Annotated in this window: 24 protein-coding genes; 21 read left to right on the plus strand and 3 right to left on the minus strand. The window is 72.5% G+C overall.

Features of this window, described 5'->3' with window-relative positions; all coding sequences use genetic code 11:
• Positions 1-110 precede the first annotated feature (110 nt).
• The 6 genes from ABZ261_RS02500 to ABZ261_RS02525 all read left to right on the plus strand — a co-directional run bounded on the left by ABZ261_RS02500 (position 111) and on the right by ABZ261_RS02525 (position 2,242).
• Entirely contained in the window at positions 111-263 is a 153-nt protein-coding gene (locus ABZ261_RS02500; RefSeq protein ID WP_356854713.1) for a hypothetical protein, read from the plus strand.
• A complete protein-coding gene (locus ABZ261_RS02505; protein ID WP_356854714.1) occupies positions 260-466 on the plus strand; it encodes a hypothetical protein in 207 nt (68 codons plus the stop codon). The genes ABZ261_RS02500 and ABZ261_RS02505 overlap by 4 nt, the downstream gene beginning before the upstream one ends.
• 155 nt (positions 467-621) lie before the next feature.
• Positions 622-996, plus strand: a complete 375-nt coding sequence (locus ABZ261_RS02510) for a hypothetical protein (protein WP_356854715.1) — start codon at positions 622-624, stop codon at positions 994-996.
• 161 nt (positions 997-1,157) lie between these two features.
• Positions 1,158-1,553 carry a hypothetical protein gene (locus ABZ261_RS02515; protein ID WP_356854716.1) on the plus strand — a complete coding sequence of 132 codons (396 nt, stop codon included), beginning with the start codon at positions 1,158-1,160 and terminating at the stop codon, positions 1,551-1,553.
• Positions 1,554-1,715: 162 nt separating this feature from the next.
• Complete coding sequence (locus tag ABZ261_RS02520; RefSeq protein WP_356854717.1) at positions 1,716-2,108, plus strand: hypothetical protein; 393 nt, start codon at positions 1,716-1,718, stop codon at positions 2,106-2,108.
• A gap of 11 nt (positions 2,109-2,119) precedes the next feature.
• Positions 2,120-2,242 carry a hypothetical protein gene (locus tag ABZ261_RS02525; protein ID WP_356854718.1) on the plus strand — a complete coding sequence of 41 codons (123 nt, stop codon included), beginning with the start codon at positions 2,120-2,122 and terminating at the stop codon, positions 2,240-2,242.
• A gap of 13 nt (positions 2,243-2,255) precedes the next feature.
• On the opposite strand, the gene ABZ261_RS02530 is transcribed toward ABZ261_RS02525, so the two are convergent.
• Both ABZ261_RS02530 and ABZ261_RS02535 read right to left on the minus strand, forming a co-directional pair.
• Entirely contained in the window at positions 2,256-2,426 is a 171-nt protein-coding gene (locus ABZ261_RS02530) for a hypothetical protein (RefSeq protein ID WP_356854719.1), read from the minus strand.
• A gap of 49 nt (positions 2,427-2,475) precedes the next feature.
• Positions 2,476-2,955, minus strand: a complete 480-nt coding sequence (locus ABZ261_RS02535; RefSeq protein ID WP_356854720.1) for a hypothetical protein — start codon at positions 2,953-2,955, stop codon at positions 2,476-2,478.
• A 253-nt stretch (positions 2,956-3,208) separates the two neighbouring features.
• On the opposite strand from ABZ261_RS02535, the gene ABZ261_RS02540 reads away from it, so the two are divergent.
• The 6 genes from ABZ261_RS02540 to ABZ261_RS02565 all read left to right on the plus strand — a co-directional run bounded on the left by ABZ261_RS02540 (position 3,209) and on the right by ABZ261_RS02565 (position 8,255).
• Complete coding sequence (locus ABZ261_RS02540) at positions 3,209-3,550, plus strand: hypothetical protein (protein WP_356854721.1); 342 nt, start codon at positions 3,209-3,211, stop codon at positions 3,548-3,550.
• Between the two features lie 128 nt (positions 3,551-3,678).
• Positions 3,679-4,176 (plus strand): helix-turn-helix domain-containing protein, encoded by a 498-nt coding sequence (locus ABZ261_RS02545; protein ID WP_356854722.1) that lies wholly within the window; start codon positions 3,679-3,681, stop codon positions 4,174-4,176.
• Positions 4,163-5,440 carry a PBSX family phage terminase large subunit gene (locus tag ABZ261_RS02550; protein WP_356854723.1) on the plus strand — a complete coding sequence of 426 codons (1,278 nt, stop codon included), beginning with the start codon at positions 4,163-4,165 and terminating at the stop codon, positions 5,438-5,440. Before ABZ261_RS02545 ends, ABZ261_RS02550 begins: the two co-directional genes overlap by 14 nt.
• The gene (locus ABZ261_RS02555) at positions 5,440-5,613 is read left to right on the plus strand and encodes a hypothetical protein (protein ID WP_356854724.1); all 174 of its coding nucleotides are present in this window, start codon (positions 5,440-5,442) and stop codon (positions 5,611-5,613) included. Before ABZ261_RS02550 ends, ABZ261_RS02555 begins: the two co-directional genes overlap by 1 nt.
• Complete coding sequence (locus tag ABZ261_RS02560; protein ID WP_356854725.1) at positions 5,613-7,124, plus strand: phage portal protein; 1,512 nt, start codon at positions 5,613-5,615, stop codon at positions 7,122-7,124. Before ABZ261_RS02555 ends, ABZ261_RS02560 begins: the two co-directional genes overlap by 1 nt.
• Before the next feature lie 15 nt (positions 7,125-7,139).
• On the plus strand, positions 7,140-8,255 hold the full coding sequence (locus ABZ261_RS02565; protein ID WP_356854726.1) for a phage minor capsid protein: 1,116 nt from the start codon (positions 7,140-7,142) through the stop codon (positions 8,253-8,255).
• Here ABZ261_RS02565 and ABZ261_RS02570 read toward each other — a convergent pair.
• Positions 8,252-8,578 (minus strand): hypothetical protein, encoded by a 327-nt coding sequence (locus ABZ261_RS02570; RefSeq protein WP_356854727.1) that lies wholly within the window; start codon positions 8,576-8,578, stop codon positions 8,252-8,254. The two genes, ABZ261_RS02565 and ABZ261_RS02570, sit on opposite strands and share 4 nt — an antisense overlap.
• Positions 8,579-8,703: 125 nt before the next feature.
• Here ABZ261_RS02570 and ABZ261_RS02575 point away from each other — a divergent pair, with 125 nt between their 5' ends.
• The 9 genes from ABZ261_RS02575 to ABZ261_RS02615 all read left to right on the plus strand — a co-directional run bounded on the left by ABZ261_RS02575 (position 8,704) and on the right by ABZ261_RS02615 (position 15,779).
• Complete coding sequence (locus ABZ261_RS02575) at positions 8,704-9,504, plus strand: hypothetical protein (RefSeq protein WP_356854728.1); 801 nt, start codon at positions 8,704-8,706, stop codon at positions 9,502-9,504.
• A 20-nt stretch (positions 9,505-9,524) separates the two neighbouring features.
• Positions 9,525-10,472: a P22 phage major capsid protein family protein gene (locus ABZ261_RS02580; protein ID WP_356854729.1), complete on the plus strand. Its 948-nt coding sequence runs from the start codon at positions 9,525-9,527 to the stop codon at positions 10,470-10,472.
• Positions 10,469-10,843 carry a hypothetical protein gene (locus tag ABZ261_RS02585; RefSeq protein WP_356854730.1) on the plus strand — a complete coding sequence of 125 codons (375 nt, stop codon included), beginning with the start codon at positions 10,469-10,471 and terminating at the stop codon, positions 10,841-10,843. The genes ABZ261_RS02580 and ABZ261_RS02585 overlap by 4 nt, the downstream gene beginning before the upstream one ends.
• Before the next feature lie 3 nt (positions 10,844-10,846).
• Positions 10,847-11,356: a hypothetical protein gene (locus tag ABZ261_RS02590; RefSeq protein ID WP_356854731.1), complete on the plus strand. Its 510-nt coding sequence runs from the start codon at positions 10,847-10,849 to the stop codon at positions 11,354-11,356.
• Between the two features lie 78 nt (positions 11,357-11,434).
• Positions 11,435-12,046, plus strand: coding sequence for a hypothetical protein (locus ABZ261_RS02595; protein WP_356854732.1), 612 nt, complete (start codon positions 11,435-11,437; stop codon positions 12,044-12,046).
• Positions 12,047-12,059: 13 nt separating this feature from the next.
• A complete protein-coding gene (locus ABZ261_RS02600; protein ID WP_356854733.1) occupies positions 12,060-13,349 on the plus strand; it encodes a hypothetical protein in 1,290 nt (429 codons plus the stop codon).
• An 18-nt stretch (positions 13,350-13,367) separates the two neighbouring features.
• Positions 13,368-14,810, plus strand: a complete 1,443-nt coding sequence (locus ABZ261_RS02605; protein WP_356854734.1) for a hypothetical protein — start codon at positions 13,368-13,370, stop codon at positions 14,808-14,810.
• Positions 14,791-15,459, plus strand: a complete 669-nt coding sequence (locus ABZ261_RS02610) for a hypothetical protein (RefSeq protein WP_356854735.1) — start codon at positions 14,791-14,793, stop codon at positions 15,457-15,459. Before ABZ261_RS02605 ends, ABZ261_RS02610 begins: the two co-directional genes overlap by 20 nt.
• Positions 15,459-15,779 (plus strand): hypothetical protein, encoded by a 321-nt coding sequence (locus tag ABZ261_RS02615; RefSeq protein ID WP_356854736.1) that lies wholly within the window; start codon positions 15,459-15,461, stop codon positions 15,777-15,779. The genes ABZ261_RS02610 and ABZ261_RS02615 overlap by 1 nt, the downstream gene beginning before the upstream one ends.
• Position 15,780: the final 1 nt, after the last annotated feature.

The following is a 15,780-nucleotide window of genomic DNA, read 5'->3' on the forward strand; positions in this document are numbered from 1 at the left end:
CTACCGCCATCTCCCGGTGATCTACCGGGCCATCTACCCCGGGGCGGCCGTCCGCCTGCCAGCTACCGGCCGCCCCGGTCCCATCCCACCGAAGAGACGGAGCGCCCATCATGGCACCCCTCGGATTCCCGAAGCCGATCAAGCCCGACGACCCCCGGCTGACGGGGCACGAGACGACCTACCAGCCCTCGCGCGGCGGCTGGGTCAAGCCCACCAAGAAGCCCGTTCCTGGCACCCCGAAGACGAAGGAGAGCAAGCGATGAGTGAGCGGTTGAAGGTCCGTGTCCTGCTGCTGGTGGGAGATGAGGCGGAGATCATGACCGAGCTCCGGGACCACAGGGATCCTGAGCGGGTGCCGGTAGCGCGCCTGGTCCGGGAGACGGGCCTGGCTCGGGAGGAGCTGCCGGGTGCCGAGCTGGTGGCGGTGGTGAGCGCCGGCGAGCTGGAGCGGTTCGAGCGCGCCTGATCGGGGCGGAGTGGGGCGGTCTGCGGGCCGCCCCTTTTCCCCCCACCGACTGTTGCAATCTTAGTAGCGACTGCTGTAAAGTTAGACACGTCAGGCCGGGGGGTGAGAGCCCCGCGCCGGACGCCAGTTGAAAACTCCACAGAGAGGACGGCCATATGGCTGAACGCGAGAACGAGATCCTGCAGGCACTCGCCCACTCGATCTCGATGACGTACTCGCTCCTGGTCGACGTATGCCAGGCACTGCCCGTGCCGATCATGCTCCCGGCTGACCGGCACATCCCGGCGACCAATGCAGTGCCCGCGATCCGGCGGGCCGCCGCACTGGCCAAGGACCAGCCGATGGGTGAGACCCAGGAAGCGCAGTTGTTCACCGGCTGCATTCACCTCCTGGCCGCCATCGACCTCTACGCACTGTGCGCTACGAGGTACGAGGAGACCCGGGCTGAGGGCATCGGCGCGAACCTGCTCTACAGCGACGAGGCCCTGAGGAATCTCCTGGCCTGGCTCCTGGTCAACGGCACCAGCTGAGTCCGCTCCGCGCCCCCCGGCAGCCAGCCGGGGGGCGCTCCCGTTTCACCGCACAGGGTGTTGCAATCCTGGCATCCAGTGCTGTAATATTAGATACGTCAGGCCGGGGGGTGAGAGCCCCGGACCAGACAGCCAGTTGAAAATTCCAGAGAGGAGAAGTCGTGGCAGATCACGACGACCACAGGGAGCGCCTCCTGACGCTGATGGAGGCCCTCATCGGGGCCTTCGCCTACGTCCAGGCCATGCTGGAAGACCTGCCCCTGCCGATCACCCTCCCGGACTTCGCTCCGGGCGACGACGAGGAAGGGCCCACCGTGGCGCTCCTCGGTCTCGACCGGGTCCGGCAGCTCATCCAGGACGAGCCGATCCCGGAGCGCGACAAGCGAGCCTGGGAGCACCTGGTGCTCGACTGGTTCGCCGCGTACGAACTGCTCGTCATCACCCGGATGGCAGGCCCCGCTCCCTGGCGACTCGACGCGGCCGAATTCGCGATCAACCGGATCGTCACCTGGACCGAGTTGATCGAGGACGACGAGCCGGACGACGACGAGTCGTAACCCACACCCCGCCCCGGACAGCCAGTCCGGGGCGGGGCCCCTCTCCCCCCACCAGACTCAGCGCCTCACAGCAGAACGGGGCCGACGCGATCCCCCGGCACGCCGGGGGGTGAGAGAGCGTCGGCCCCACCAGTTGAAACTCCACAAAGGAGAGTCACCGCCATGGTAGACCGACCCGGCATGATCACTCCCGAGATCGCCGAGAAGTACGGCGTGAGTCCCCACACCGTCACCAAGACCTGGGCGCGGCACCCGGCCTGGCCGGCACCCGCCGGGAAGCGGGGCCGGTACAAGGAGTACGACGCCCAGGCGATCGCCGCTTTCGTCCGCGGCCACATCGAGCGCCAGGGCGTGAAGCTGGAGCCGCGCCGCCTGTACACCGCCCAGCAGCTCGAGAACGCCGGCATCGGCATCAAGGCCAGCACGATCCGCGCCGACCTCACCCGAGGCCGGTGGCCGGAGCCCGACGACACCGAGCACGGCGTGAACCGTTGGTACGGGCAGACCGTCATGACGGCCATGACGGGCCGTCGCAACTACCGACGCAGCACGTAGGAGGACGACCGGTGGACGACATCGTGCAGCGGCTCGGTGTGCAGCTCGACCAGGACGAGCGGATCGCCCGGTCGGCCCGCGAGGGTGGTGAAGTCGCCGAGCATGATCCGGCGCGGGTGCTGCGCACGACCTAGGTGCGGCCCGGGGTCACCGAGTCGAGATGCGGTACTCCCCGAGCCTCGGCGCCATGCGGAAGAAGTCGCCGAGCCGCTTCCCAGCCTCGGCCGCGGAGGGCTGAGACGCGGACGGCGGCTTGGGCGTGTGCCGGTCGACCTGCCGGCGGGCGCGGTCGAGGCGCGGGTACGGGCGGTGGGCCATGGTGCTCAGGATGGCAGAAGACGCGGCCGCGGGTGCGGCGGGCGTCAACCTACCTGCGTGCCGCGGCGGCCGCAGCGGTCTCGGCCCGCGCCAGCAGCTCCAGCACTCGGGCCTGGACGACTGGGGAGTCGGGCCCAGCTTCCGCGATCCGGGCGATCTGGTCGAGCGCGCCAGCCTGCCCAGCGCCGACGTGCGCGGCCAGGGCGGCGGCATTCGACAGCCGCTCCACCCACCGGTCGGGGTGCTCGGTGGGCGCGTGGAGCCAGGTCCGTGCGTGGGACTCGATGGCCTGGTGGATGGGCTGGTGGTCGTGCAGGGTGCCGCAGCGCGGCGGCGTGCCGGTGATGGGGTGGGTGGCCTTGTGGTTGAGGCTGGAGGCGCCGGTGAGCTGCAGGGGCAGGAGCCGGTGGCGGTCGCAGACGTAGACCTGCCAGAGCAGGCTGCCTCGGTTGGTTCCGCGGCTGGCGCGGTGGGTGACGGTGATGGTGGCGTGGGCCTGGCATGAGGTGATCTGGCGATGCACGGTCACTGTCGAGTGCCCTTCCGGTCGGCGTTCCATCGGGTCTCATGCTGGCTGGGCGGGTGTGGCCTGTCGGCGCCGCAGGACCACACGAACCGTGACGCGCGTCACATGCCACAGCCGGGCACGGCATCAGCTTCGGGACCGGAGAACCGCTCCAGAGACTGATCACCACACGAAAGCGTCACAGGACCGCCACGACCACACCATGGCGAGCCGGTCGAGGAGATGATGCCCGCTCAGCAACCGATCTGGGGGGACCATGCGCATCCGTACCACCACCGCCGTAGCCGCGCTCGCCTGCGTGCTCACCGCCTGCTCCAGCAGCGACAGCAGCGCCAAGCCGGCCGACCCGCGCAAGCTCGACGACGCAGCCTCGATCGCATGCAACGACTTCGCCCGCGGCTACAAGGCCGCCCAGACCCAGCATGCGCGCATCGCCCTGGCCGACAAGGTCAACCGCTGGGCGCAGCAGTCACACACGGACGGCATCGCAGCCAACGCCACTGCCCTTGCCCGCGGCTCCGAGGCATCCGCCGGCTCCTGGCAGATCGGCGCGGACGCCTTCGCGCAGTCGTGCCTCGACGCAGGGTGGAAGCCCTGAGAGCGTGACCTGTTTGCATCCCCAGGCGACATGATCCATCCTGGGGCCAAGTCCGGCGTGCCCGGACACAGAAGCACCGGAAGGCCCGCCACCGCGCGGGCCTTCGCCATGTCCAGGGGGTGACCGCCATGGGCAAGGCCCGACCGGTCACCGACGAAGACCGGAAGCGCGTCCGCGAGCTGCACGCCGAAGGCAAGGGCCGCAACGAGATCGCCGAACTTCTGGGGCGTTCCGGCCGCACGATCAGCGAGATCGCCAAGGGCCTCGGCATCAGCTTCGCGCGCGCCGCCGAAGTCCGGCAGGCCACCGAGATCCGCCAGGCCGATCTGGCCGCCCGGCGCGCAGCCTTCGCCATCAAGCTCCACGACATCGCCGAACGTGAAGCCGCCAAGATCAACCAGCCGCACGAGTATTGGGACTGGGGTGGCAAGGACCACGACTTCGACACGTTCACGGCACCCGAACCCACGCCCGGCGACAAGCGGGCGTACATGTCCTTGGTGGCGACCGCCTTGGACCGGTCGCTGAAGCTTGCCCCGCCGAAGGAGGAGGGCGGCGCCGACAAGGTCGGCTCGCTGCTCACGAGCCTCTTCGATCAGCTCCGCGAACGCCATGGAGACCACTAACCTGCGCCTGTCCGACAAGCAGGAACGCTCGATCGCCCACTCCACGGCCTGGCTCAACGTGTGGGAAGGCAGCGTCCGGTCGGGCAAGACCATCGCCAGCCTCCTGCGCTGGCTGATGTACGTCGTGCAGGCCCCCCAGGGCGGCCAGCTGGTCGTCGTAGGCAAGACCTACGACACCGTCGCCCGCAACGTCTTCGGGCCCCTCCAGGACCCCAGCATCGTCGGCACCGAGATCGCCAAGCTGATCTCGTACACGCGCGGCTCCAGCGTCGCGTGGATCCTCGGCCGGCAGATCGAGGTCATCACCGCCAACGACGCCAAGGCCGAGGCGCGGCTCCGCGGCCTCACCGGCGCCGGCGCATACGTGGACGAGCTGACGCTGCTCCCGAAGGAGTTCTTCAAGCGCCTGGTCGACCGCATGTCGGTGTCCGGCGCGCTGATCTTCGCCACGACCAACCCGGACAATCCTGGCCACTGGGCGAAGAAAGAGTGGCTGAACCGGGCTGACGAGCTGGGCATCCGCACCTGGCACTTCGTCATGGACGACAACCCCGCCCTGGACGAGGACTACAAGGCTCGGATGCGGCGGAACTTCACCGGCCTCTGGTACCGGCGATACATCCTCGGCCACTGGGTGCAGAGTGAGGGTGCGATCTACGAGCAGTTCGACGTGAACAAGCACGTCGTCTCGACGCTCCCCCGCATCGACCGCTGGCTGTGCGACGCGATCGACTACGGCACGGTCAACCCGTACGCGGATTTGTTGATCGGACTCGGCGCCGACCGGCGGCTGTACGTCGTCTCCGAGTACCGCTACGACTCCCGCCGCGAGCGGAAGCAGATGACCGACGCCGAGTACTCGCGGGCCCGCCGGCAGTGGCTGGCCGGGGTCCCACAGCCGGGCGCGAACGTGATCGGTGTCCAGCCGGAATACACGATCGTGGACCCGTCCGCCAGCTCGTACATCGAGCAGCTGCACCGCGACGGAGTGGCCGGCGTGACCGCGGCCGACAACACCGTCCTCGACGGCATCCGCACCGTGTCCTCCCTCCTGACCACCGGCAGCCTGCTCATCCACGAGTCCGCCGAAGGTCTCATCGACGAGCTGCCCGGCTACAGCTGGGACGACGAAGCAGCTGAGCGCGGCGAGGACAAGCCGATCAAGGAGAACGACCACAGCTGTGACGCGCTCCGCTACGGGGTGCGGACGACCGAGGCCCTGTGGCGGCCGTACCTGCCGACCCGACTGGAGGTGGCCGCCTGATGGCTGACACGCCCGCACAGCCCATCACGCCCGACGCTGCGATCGAGAACGCTGCCCGCCTCCTGCGGGCGGCCGAGCTGGAGACGAACCTCGCCCTGATGGAGCGGCTGGACGAGCTGGCGACGTCGTGGCTGAGCCTGGCGCACCTGCTCATGGAACGGGAGGCAGTCTGATGCCACTGCCGACCAGTGACATCGCCTGGCCGCCGCCCTACCTCGCTCCGGCTCTCGACGCCATGCACACCTGGGACGCCTGGTGGAGCGGCGACCCCGACCGGCTGGAGACCCTCTACGGGGGCAGCACCGGCGGCGCGCCCGACCCCAAGCGCCTTCAGTACGCCGGCGGCGTCGTGGGCCGGATCGCCCGCTGGTGGTGGGGCACCCCCACCGGTCCGGGCGAGCGGCGCACCAAGCTCCACGTGCCGATCGCCGGAGACCTCTGCGGTGGCAGCGCCGATCTGCTGTTCAGCGAGCCGCCGAAGCTTGTCGTGGACGACGAGAACACCCAGAAGCGCCTCGACGAGCTGACCGACGACGGCATGCTGGCCACCCTCCAGACCGCGGCCGAGGTTGGCGCCGCGCTCGGCGGCGTGTACCTCCGGCCGGTCTACGACACCGACATCGCGGACCGGCCATGGCTCGACGCGGTCCACGCCGACCGCGCCGTCGGTGAGTTCCGGTGGGGCCGCCTCGCGGCCGTCACGTTCTGGAAGGTCGTCGCCGAGGAGGACGGGCAGGTCTGGCGGCACCTGGAGCGGCACGAGCCCGGGGCGATCCTGCACGGCCTGTACCAGGGCACGCGGGACAAACTCGGCCGTCCGGTGCCGCTGGAGGACCACCCGGCCACCGAGGGCTTCGCCCCCCTGGTGAACGAGGAAGGGGCGATCCTCACCGGGTACGACGGTTTGGACGTGGTGTACATCCCCAACCAGAGCAGCCGCCGGTGGAGGTGCACACCGCGTCTGCAGGACCTCGGCCGCTCGGACTTGGACGGCGTCGAGCCGCTGATGGACGCCCTGGACGAGACCTACTCCAGCTGGATGCGGGACATCCGCATCGGCAAGGGCCGCATCATCGTCCCCGACACCTACCTGCAGTCCAACGGGCCCGGCCGCGGCGCCTCGTGGAACCCGGATCAGGAGGCGTTCGCCGGGGTCAACGTGCTCCGCTCCGGCGACGGCATGGCGCTGACCGTCGCCCAGTTCGCGATCCGCGTGCAGGAGCACAAGGAGACTGCGGAGGACCTGGTGAACCAGATCCTCCGCAGCGCTGGCTACTCGGGGCAGACCTTCGGCATCGGCGGCGACGTCGCCGTCACCGCTACCGAGGTCACGGCCCGCGAGCGGCGTTCGATGACCACCCGCGGCCGGAAGATCCTGCGCTGGCGGCCGGCGCTGGCGCACGTCATCGAGGCGCTGTTGGCCGTCGACCGCATCGTGTTCGGCTCCGACGTGACGCCGCAGCGGCCCACGGTGGAGTTCGAGGACTCCGTCCAGGAGGACCCGCTGTCCCTGGCGAACACCGTCAACGTGCTCACCCAGGCGCAGGCCGCGTCCATCGAGACGAAGGTGCGGTGGGTGCACCCCGAGTGGGACGAGGACCAGGTGCGCGCCGAGGTGCAGCGGATCCAGCAGGAGCAGGGCATGGCCGTGCCGGACCCGATGCAGAGCGGCGCGCTCCCGTAGAGGAGGTGATCGGCCGTGCCCGTCTCCCCGGCCATGGCCGAGGACCTCGCCGCCGCGGTCGCCGACCTGTACGAGGCCGCCGGCACCGTCCTCATCGAGAAGATCCGCGAAGCCCTCGCCGAGGGCCTCGACTCGCCGCAGTGGGTCCAGCTGAAGCTCGCCGCCGTCGGCGACCTCCAGGCCGCGATCCAGACCGTCATCGGTGCCCTCCAGCAGGACGCCACCGGGGCGATCGGGCACGCGCTGACGGAGGCGTACGAGCGCGGGCAGCAAGCCGCTGTCGCCGAGCTGGGGGCCCTCGGCGTCGGGCAGACCGCGGCCGCAGCGGCCGCGGTGCCCACGGCCCCGGTGGTGGACCGGCTGGCCGCCGCCGTCGTGGACGACACCCGGCCGGTGTACCTGCGGATCCTGCGGCAGTCCCTGGACGTGTACCGGCAGGTGATCGCCCGGGCGGCGGCGGCCCCCGCGCTGGGGGCGCAGACACGCCGGCAGGCCGCGCAGGCCGCCCTCGACCAGTTCGCGAACCGAGGCGTCACTGGGTTCGTCGACCGGGCCGGCCGTTCGTGGGACATGCGGTCCTACGTGGAGATGGCGATGCGGTCGGCGTGCGGCCGGGCCGCTGTCGAGGCGCACACCGACCGGCTCGGCGCCGCCGGGGTGGACCTGGTGATCGTGTCGCAGGCGCCGGAGGAGTGCCCGCTGTGCCGCCCGTGGGAGCGGAAGATCCTCGCCCGTACGGGCGCGCCCGGTGCGCGCGCAGTGCAGGTGGAGCACGCCCTCGAGGACGACCGCACGGTCACCGTGCAGGTGGCCGGCACGTTGGAGGAGGCGCGCGCCTCGGGGCTGCTGCACCCGAACTGCCGGCACACCGTGTCTGCGTACCTCCCCGGTGCGTCCCGGGTGCCGGAACCGCAGGCCTCCCGGGGCACGTACGAGGACACGCAGCAGCAGCGCTACCTCGAGCGGCAGGTCCGGAAGTGGAAGCGACGCAGCGCCGCGGCGATGGACGACCAGGCGCGCACGGCCGCGACCGCGCGAGTGCGCGCGTACCAGGCCCGGATTCGCGAGCTGACCGCGGCCACCGGGCTGCCCCGCAAGAGCCACCGCGAGCAGCTCACGACCGCGCGCTAGCCCATCGGCGACGGGCCCTTCCCGGTGAGGTCGAGCGTCCACGTCTCGATGCCGACCGCGTTGCCGCTGAGCGTCATGCCCGTGATGTACGCCGCGCCAGTGCCGCCCTCGGGCAGCCGGACCTCGACCGGCCCGGCGGAAGCCCAGTCCGCAGTGACCTCGGGGGCCGTGCTTCGGGAGACCTCGGCCGTCCCTTCCCAGGACTTCAGGACGCCCTCGCCGTGCCGCTCGGCGCTCTCGCTGAGGCGGACCCGGGCGAAGGCGACGCCGTTGACCGACGCGGGCCCGTCGTAGCGGTGCAGGTCGAACGAGATCTGTGTCATGCGCCCATACTGCCCGCGCCTGCGCGGGCCCACAGAGTCTTCCGCCCGCCGGGTGCGGGCCGGAACAGCATGACCCCCGCCAGGCGCGGGGCCGAACACCCCCGACGCGCACCAGGAGTGCACGCATGCAGAAGCGAACCCTCCCCCGGCTGGCCGGTGCCGGTTGGGCACACCCCTACGCCACGGGCCCTTTCGATCCCTGGCTGTACGCCGACGGCGGGGACGGAGACGACTCCGGATCCGGCAGCGGCGACAGCGGTGACGACGGCGGCGCCGCGGACGACGACCAGGACGACGACGCCGGCGGGACCGGCGACGACGATGCCTCGGACGACGACGCGGGCAAGGACGACGGCAAGCCGAAGCCGAAGCCGCAGGCGAAGAAGGACGGCGACGAGGACCCGGCCGCGATGATCGCCCGGCTCCAGAAGGAGCTGAAGGCGGCGAACGCGGACGCGGCGAAGGCGCGGACGAACGCCAAGAAGCAGGCGGCCGACGAAGCCCGCAACGCGATCGTGCAGGAGCTGGGCAAGGCTCTCGGCCTGGTGAAGGACGACAAGGAGACACCGCCGGACCCGGCTGCGCTGAAGGCGCAGATCGAGCAGGCGACCGCGGCTCACCGCGAGACCGCGATCGAGCTGGCGATCTACCGCAGCGCGGGCAAGCACGGCGCCGACCCGGACGCCCTGACCGACTCCCGCTCCTTCCTGAACTCGATCAAGGGCCTCGACCCGAGCGAGGACGGGTTCGCGAAGAAGGTCTCCGAGGCCATCAAGAAGGCCGTCGAGACCAACCCCAAGCTCAAGGCGCAGGGCCAGGCGCCCGCGCGCACCGCAGGGGACTTCTCCGGAGGCACCGGAGGACGCCCCAAGGACGACTCCATCGAAGCCCACCGCGAGGCACGCCGGAAGGCGCGCGGCGGCTGACACCGTAGAGAGAGGGCCCCATGGCCAACACGTTCCTGTCCCCCGACACCATCGCCCGGCGGGCGCTGGCCACGCTGTACGAGACCACGCACATGGCGCAGCTCGTGTACCGGGACTACGAGGCTGACTTCGCCGGCCGCGTCGGCGACACGATCACCGTGCGGAAGCCCGCGGTGTTCACCGCGAACGAGTTCAACCGGAGCACGGGCATCGTGCCGCAGAACGCGACCGAGTCGGGCTTCCCGGTCGTGCTCAACCACATGCCGGACGTCTCCTTCACGGTGACGACCGAGCAGCTCACCCTGGAGATCAACGACTTCGGCGAGCAGCTCCTGGACCCGGCGATGGAGGCCATGGCCCAGAAGATCGACCGTGACATCCTCGCGCTGCGCGACGACATCACCCAGGAGGTCGGCGCAGTCCCGGAGGACGCGGCCGGTGAGGACCACAACTACGGCGGCGAGTACCCGTGGTCCGACTCCCGCGTCCTCATCGAGGCCGGCGCGGTCCTGGACACGAAGAACGTGCCGCCGTCGGACCGTTACGTCGTCGTCGGCCCGCGCACGAAGGCCCGCTGGGTGGCGGAGAAGGCGTGGCGCTACGCCGACCACCGCGGCAGCACCCTGGGCCTGACCGAGGCGCAGTTCGGCGCCCGCGTCTCGGGCTTCGACCCGTACATGACGCAGAACATCGCCGGGCCCGCCGCGAACCCGGCGACCGGGCAGCCGACCACCGAGGTCGACGTCGCTTTCCACAAGACCGCGTTCGCGCTCGTGACCCGCACGCTGGAGGTCCCTCCGGGCGCCCAGGACGCGACGATCATGAACTACAAGGGGTTCGCCCTGCGCGTGGTCTACGACTACGACATCAAGTACAAGCAGACCGTCGTCTCCGTCGACTGCCTGTACGGCACGAAGACCCTCGACCCCAACCGCGCCGTGCTGATCAAGGGAGCTGACGCCGCATGATCCGCTACCACAACTCCAACACCGGCGAGGTCGTCGAGCGGGAGCAGCAGGACGCGCGGCTGGAGGCGCTGTCCAACTGGGAGCGCCTGGAGGGCGACGAGCAGCCCGGCGAGGTCACCCCGGACAGCGTCCTCAAGCGGCCGCAGACCGCCCCGGGCACCGCGCTCACGAGCACCGAGGGCCCGCGCGCGGCCGCCGAGGCGGAGTACAAGGAGCAGCAGGAGGAGGCCGGGGACCCGCCGGCCAAGTCCGCTCCGAAGGACGCCTGGATCGAGTACGCGCTGAAGCGTGCGGTGTCCGACGAGGAGCGGCAGGAGATCCCGCAGCTCACCAAGGACATGCTCGTCGCAAAGTACGGCGAGGGGGCGTAGCTGATGGCGCTCTCCAGCACGCTCGCCGTCAGCGCCTTCACGGAGCTGACCGGCTCGTCCGGGCTCGGTACGGCCCGGATTCCCGCGGGCCTGTCCCGGGCGGTGACGCTCGCCTCCGGCACCGGCGCGGGCAAGGCCGACAAGGTGTTCCAGGCGCGGCGCACGATCGCCGCGTCCGGCACCGACGACCTCGACCTGGCGGGCGTCCTCACCGACGCTTTCGGGGCCAGCATCACCTTCGCCAGGGTCAAGGGATTGTTCATCGCCGCCTCGGCCGCGAACAGCAACAACGTGGTCATCGGCAACGCCAGCAGCAACGCCTGGGCGACGCTGCTGAACGCCACCGGCACCATCACGCTCCGACCCGGCACGGTCCTCGCCGCGATCGCGGGCGCGGCGGACGCCACGACGTACGGCGTGACCGCGTCCACCGGCGACGTCCTCCGCATCGCCAACAGCGGCGGCGGCAGCACGGTGTCGTACGACATCTGCATCGTCGGCGCGTCCGCGTAGCCAGCACCCGACGCACACGCGGGGAGCCCGACCTCCTCGGCCTCCCCGCGTGCGCGCCATCACCGACAGGAGAGGGCCATGCCTCTGACTGACCTCGGCCGTGCAGCGGCCCTGTCCGGCGGCCTCACGGACGCCATCACCCACATCAGCCTCCACTCCGCCATCCCCAACGACGCCGGCAGCAACGAGCTGTCGGGCGGCTCCTACGCCCGGCAGGCCGTCACCTGGGGTGCCCCGGCCGCGGGCGTGGTCGACTCCTCCGGGCAGATGACGCACGAGGTGCCCGGCGGGGCGACGGTGGCCGCGTACGGCTACTGGACCGCCCCCACCGGCGGCAGCTTCCTGGGCTGGGCGCCGCTGAACGGCGTCCGGCACGCGGTCGCCACGGCGGACGCCACCGGCAACACCCTCACCAGCGCAGGACACGGCCTCGCGGCCGGTGCCCGGGTGCTGGTGTACGGCCTGATGGATGAGGCGCTGCCGGGCGGCCTGGCCGAGGGCACCGTCTACTACGTGGTCGGCTCCACCACCAACGGCTTCCAGCTGGCGGCGACGTCGGGCGGGTCGGCCATCGACCTCACCTCCGGCGGTCACCTGTGGTGGCAGACCGTCGTGCCGGAGACGTACGGCAGCGCGGGCCAGCTCATCACCGCCGACGGCGGGCTCACGCTGGACATGACCGCACTGTAATGGGGGGTGGGCGGTGGCCAGGCTGACCTACGGGGGCGCGCCGGCGGACTGGACGATCGGCGCGGCCACCGTCACCGACACGGGCGGGGTGGACCGGCCGGTCGCGGCGCTCGTCGGCGGGGCGACGCTGACGGTGTGGCAGGCGGCGTCCGGTGGCTCGCCGGTCACCGACCTGCAGGACACCACCGGCAACCCGCTCGGCGCGCTGGTGTCCACGAGCGCGGGCCTGGTGCCGGCGTTCCTCGGGCCGGACGGGTACAGCGGGGACCTGTGGGTGTCCCAGGGCGCCGGGCCCCGGTTCCGGCTGGCCCCGGCCGGGACGGCGGCCCGGGTCGCCGCCCTGGAGACGGGGACGCTACGCAGGGCGTTGAACCTGTCCGATCTCGCCGACCCCAGCGCGGCCCGCACCGCCCTCGGGCTCGGCGGCGCCGCCACGCTGAATGTGGGCACGACGGCAGGGACGGTGGCCGCGGGCAACGACGCCCGCCTCTCCGACTCGCGTCAGCCCACGGGCAGCGCGGGCGGCGACCTGTCCGGCACCTACCCGAATCCCGTCGTCGCCCGGATCAACGGCATCGCGGTCACCGGCACCCCCACCGTCGGCCAGGTCCCCACCGCCACCTCCGGCACGGCCGCAACGTGGCAGACCCCGCCCTCCGGCGGCACCCCGTCCAGCACGGTCACCGCCGCCACCACCTTCGGGCAGACGGCCTCCGCAGGCAGCGCCTCCACCTACTCGCGCGGCGACCACACCCACGGCACACCCGCCTACCCCTCGGAGTGGGCGCCCGCCGATCACGGCCTCACCGCGTGGACGTTCGACCCGGCCTGCTCGAGCACAACCGGCACCACGCTGACCGCCGGGTACATCTACCTGGTGGGCCTGCAGCTGCGGCAGGCCGCCACCATCAGCACCGTGCACGCCCTCCTCGGCGCCGCCGGATCGGGGCTCACCTCCGGGCAGTGCCTCGCCGGGCTGTACGACTCCACGGGCACCCGCCGCGCCGTCACGGCCGACATGTCGACAAGCTGGGCGAGCGCAGGGCACAAGGCCATGGCGCTCACCTCGTCGTACGCGGCGGCCGCGGGCCGGTACTACGTGGCGTTGCTGTTCGCGGGGACGACGTCGCCGACGTTCGCCTGCGGGTCGACGCTCGGCAACTTCACCCCGGGCAACGCCAACTTGAGCTCGGGTGGCTACCGGTTCTGTCGGTTCGGCCCGTCGCAGACGTCCCTCCCGGCGAGCGTGACCCTGGCCTCGTTCACCGCGGACGCCAACAACATCTGGGCCGCCGTCAGCTGACCGTCGGGGGGTGACCAGGTGCCGATCCTCGTCGCCCTCCCGCCCGACGCCAAGAGCCGCACAACGGCCGCGGCCACGACCAGCGGCACCGGCCGCCCGGCCCGGCACGGGGCAGGCCCGTCGCCGGCTGCCGCCGCAACGGCGGGCGCGGGCGTGCCTGCGCGGGCGGGCACGAGCACCGGCTCGGGCGCGGCCGCCAGCTCGGGTGCCGGCCGCCCGGTCCGGCACGGCACCGGTCGTTTGTGCGGCGCCCCGCGCACCGCGGGCGCGAGCACACGCACCACCGCGGGCACGAGCGCGCTCGGGGGAGCAGCAGCTGCTGCCTCGGCCGCCGCGTCCGGCCGGCACCACGCCAGCGGGCGCACCCCCGCCGGCGCGGACAGCACCGCCACAGCCACAACCGCGACCGTCCACCAGGCCCTCACCCCGGCCGCCGCCGCCACCGCGGGCGCCGGGCGCACCGTCCGCTACGCCACGGGCCACCTCACCGGGGCAGCCCACACCGCGGGCACGGGCACGGCCGTACGCGCCGGCGCGAGCACGACCGCGGCCGCGGCCACCGCCGACGCCGCCGGGAGCGGCCAGCGGCACGCCGCGGCACGGGCCGCCGCCGGCGGCTACGGCACCGTCCGGGCCGCGTCCGCAGCCACCCACCAGGCGACGAGCATCACCGCGGCCGCCACGGCGGGCAGCGGCAGCACCATCCGGTACGGCAGCGGGCAGCTCGTCGCCGGGCCGTCCTGCGTCGGCGTCGGCACGGCCGCCCGCGCCGGGACCGGGCGGGTGGTGCTGTGCGCCGCAGGCAGCGGCACGGCCACCAGCGCCGACCGCGCCAGCGGCCGCACCCTCGCCGCGGCCGCGAGCACGGGCGCGGGCACCCACACCGGCACGGGCACTGCCCCGACCGCCAGCGCGGCCGGGACCGCGGGCGCCGGGCGGACGATCCGGCACGGCACGGGCGCCTGCCACAGCGCCGCCCGCACCGCAGGCGCGGGAGCAGCCGCCCGCCCGGGCCAGGGCCGCGGGCCCGGCGCGCCGGTCGCGTCCGGCACCGCCCGGACCGCCCGGACCGCGGCGGGCACCAGCCCGGTCGGCACGGGCGGCACGAGCTACGGCACCGCGGCCCGGCACAGCACCGGCCGTACAACGGCGGGCGCCCTGCCCGCGTCCGCCGGGGCCCGGCCGACCCACCGCGGGACGACCGCCGCCGGCACCGTCTCCACCGGCTCCGGGAGCCCGGCCCGCCTCACCCGGGCCCGGCTGCCCGCCGCCGTGGCGTGCCGGGCGTCCGGCGCCCCGCCCGGCCACGGACCCACACCGGTGCTGACCCCGGCGACCCGGCCCGCCGCCGACCTCACCACCACCACCTCCCAGGCCGCGACGGCAGCCGCCACCCGCGCCACGTCCACCCTGACCGCCACGACCACCGGGAGTGAGCTGCATGCCAGTTGGCGTAGGTGACCAGGTGACGGCCACCCTGACCGTCACCCCCCACGAAGCAGACACACTGGCCGCCCTGGCGGTCACCGCCCCGGACGGCACCATCACCACCCCGGTGCCCACCAGCAGCGACGGCGGCGCCACCTGGACAGCCCCCGTCCTCTACACGCTGGCCGGGGTGTGGCGGCTGACGTGGACGGTGACCGGCACCGGCGCCAGCGTCGAGCACCAGCTGGTGTCCGTCGCCCCCACCCCCGGCGCGGGCCCGGCCGGCCGCGTGTACGCCACCACCACCCAGCTCGCCGAGTACCTCGGGGCAGCACCGCCCCTCGACTCCGGCCGGCTGCTGCTGGAGGCCTCCCGCCTCCTGGACCGCGACTTCCTCAAGGCCGCGGTGTACGACGTCGACACCGCGGGCCTGCCCACCGACCCCGAGGTGCAGGCGGCGTTCGCCGAGGCGGTGTGCGCGCAGGTCGCTTTCTGGGGTGAGGTCGGCGAGGAGACGGACGTCTCCGGCCCTCTGCAGGGCGTCAGCATCGGCTCGGTGCAGCTGCAGTACGGCGCGGGCGACAACCGCTCCGGGCCGGCGTACTACGCGCCCCGCCTGCTCCGGGCGCTGCAGGCCCTGCCCGCCAGCAAGTTCCAGCTGGTCGCCTGGGCGGCGTACTGATGGCCAGCATCCCGCGCCGCTTCCTGGTGCACACCATCACGGTCGAGGACTACCTCGGCGAGACCAGCAAGGGCCCCAAGTACGGGCCTCCGCGCACGGTGCGCTGCCTCGTGGACGAGCAGACCCGGGCGGTCCGCTCGCCGGGCGGCGAGCAGGTCACCTCGACGTCAACCGCCTACGCCGGGCCGGAGGAGGCCGCGGCGCCGCCGCTGTCCCGGGTGACGCTGCCGTCCGGCCGGGTCACCACCGTGATCCAGACGATGTACCGCGACGGTCGCGGCCTCGGCACCCCCAACCACGTGGAGATCCAACTCGCATAGG

The organism is Streptomyces sp. NPDC006193, assembly GCF_040613915.1.
Lineage (GTDB): Bacteria > Actinomycetota > Actinomycetes > Streptomycetales > Streptomycetaceae > Streptomyces.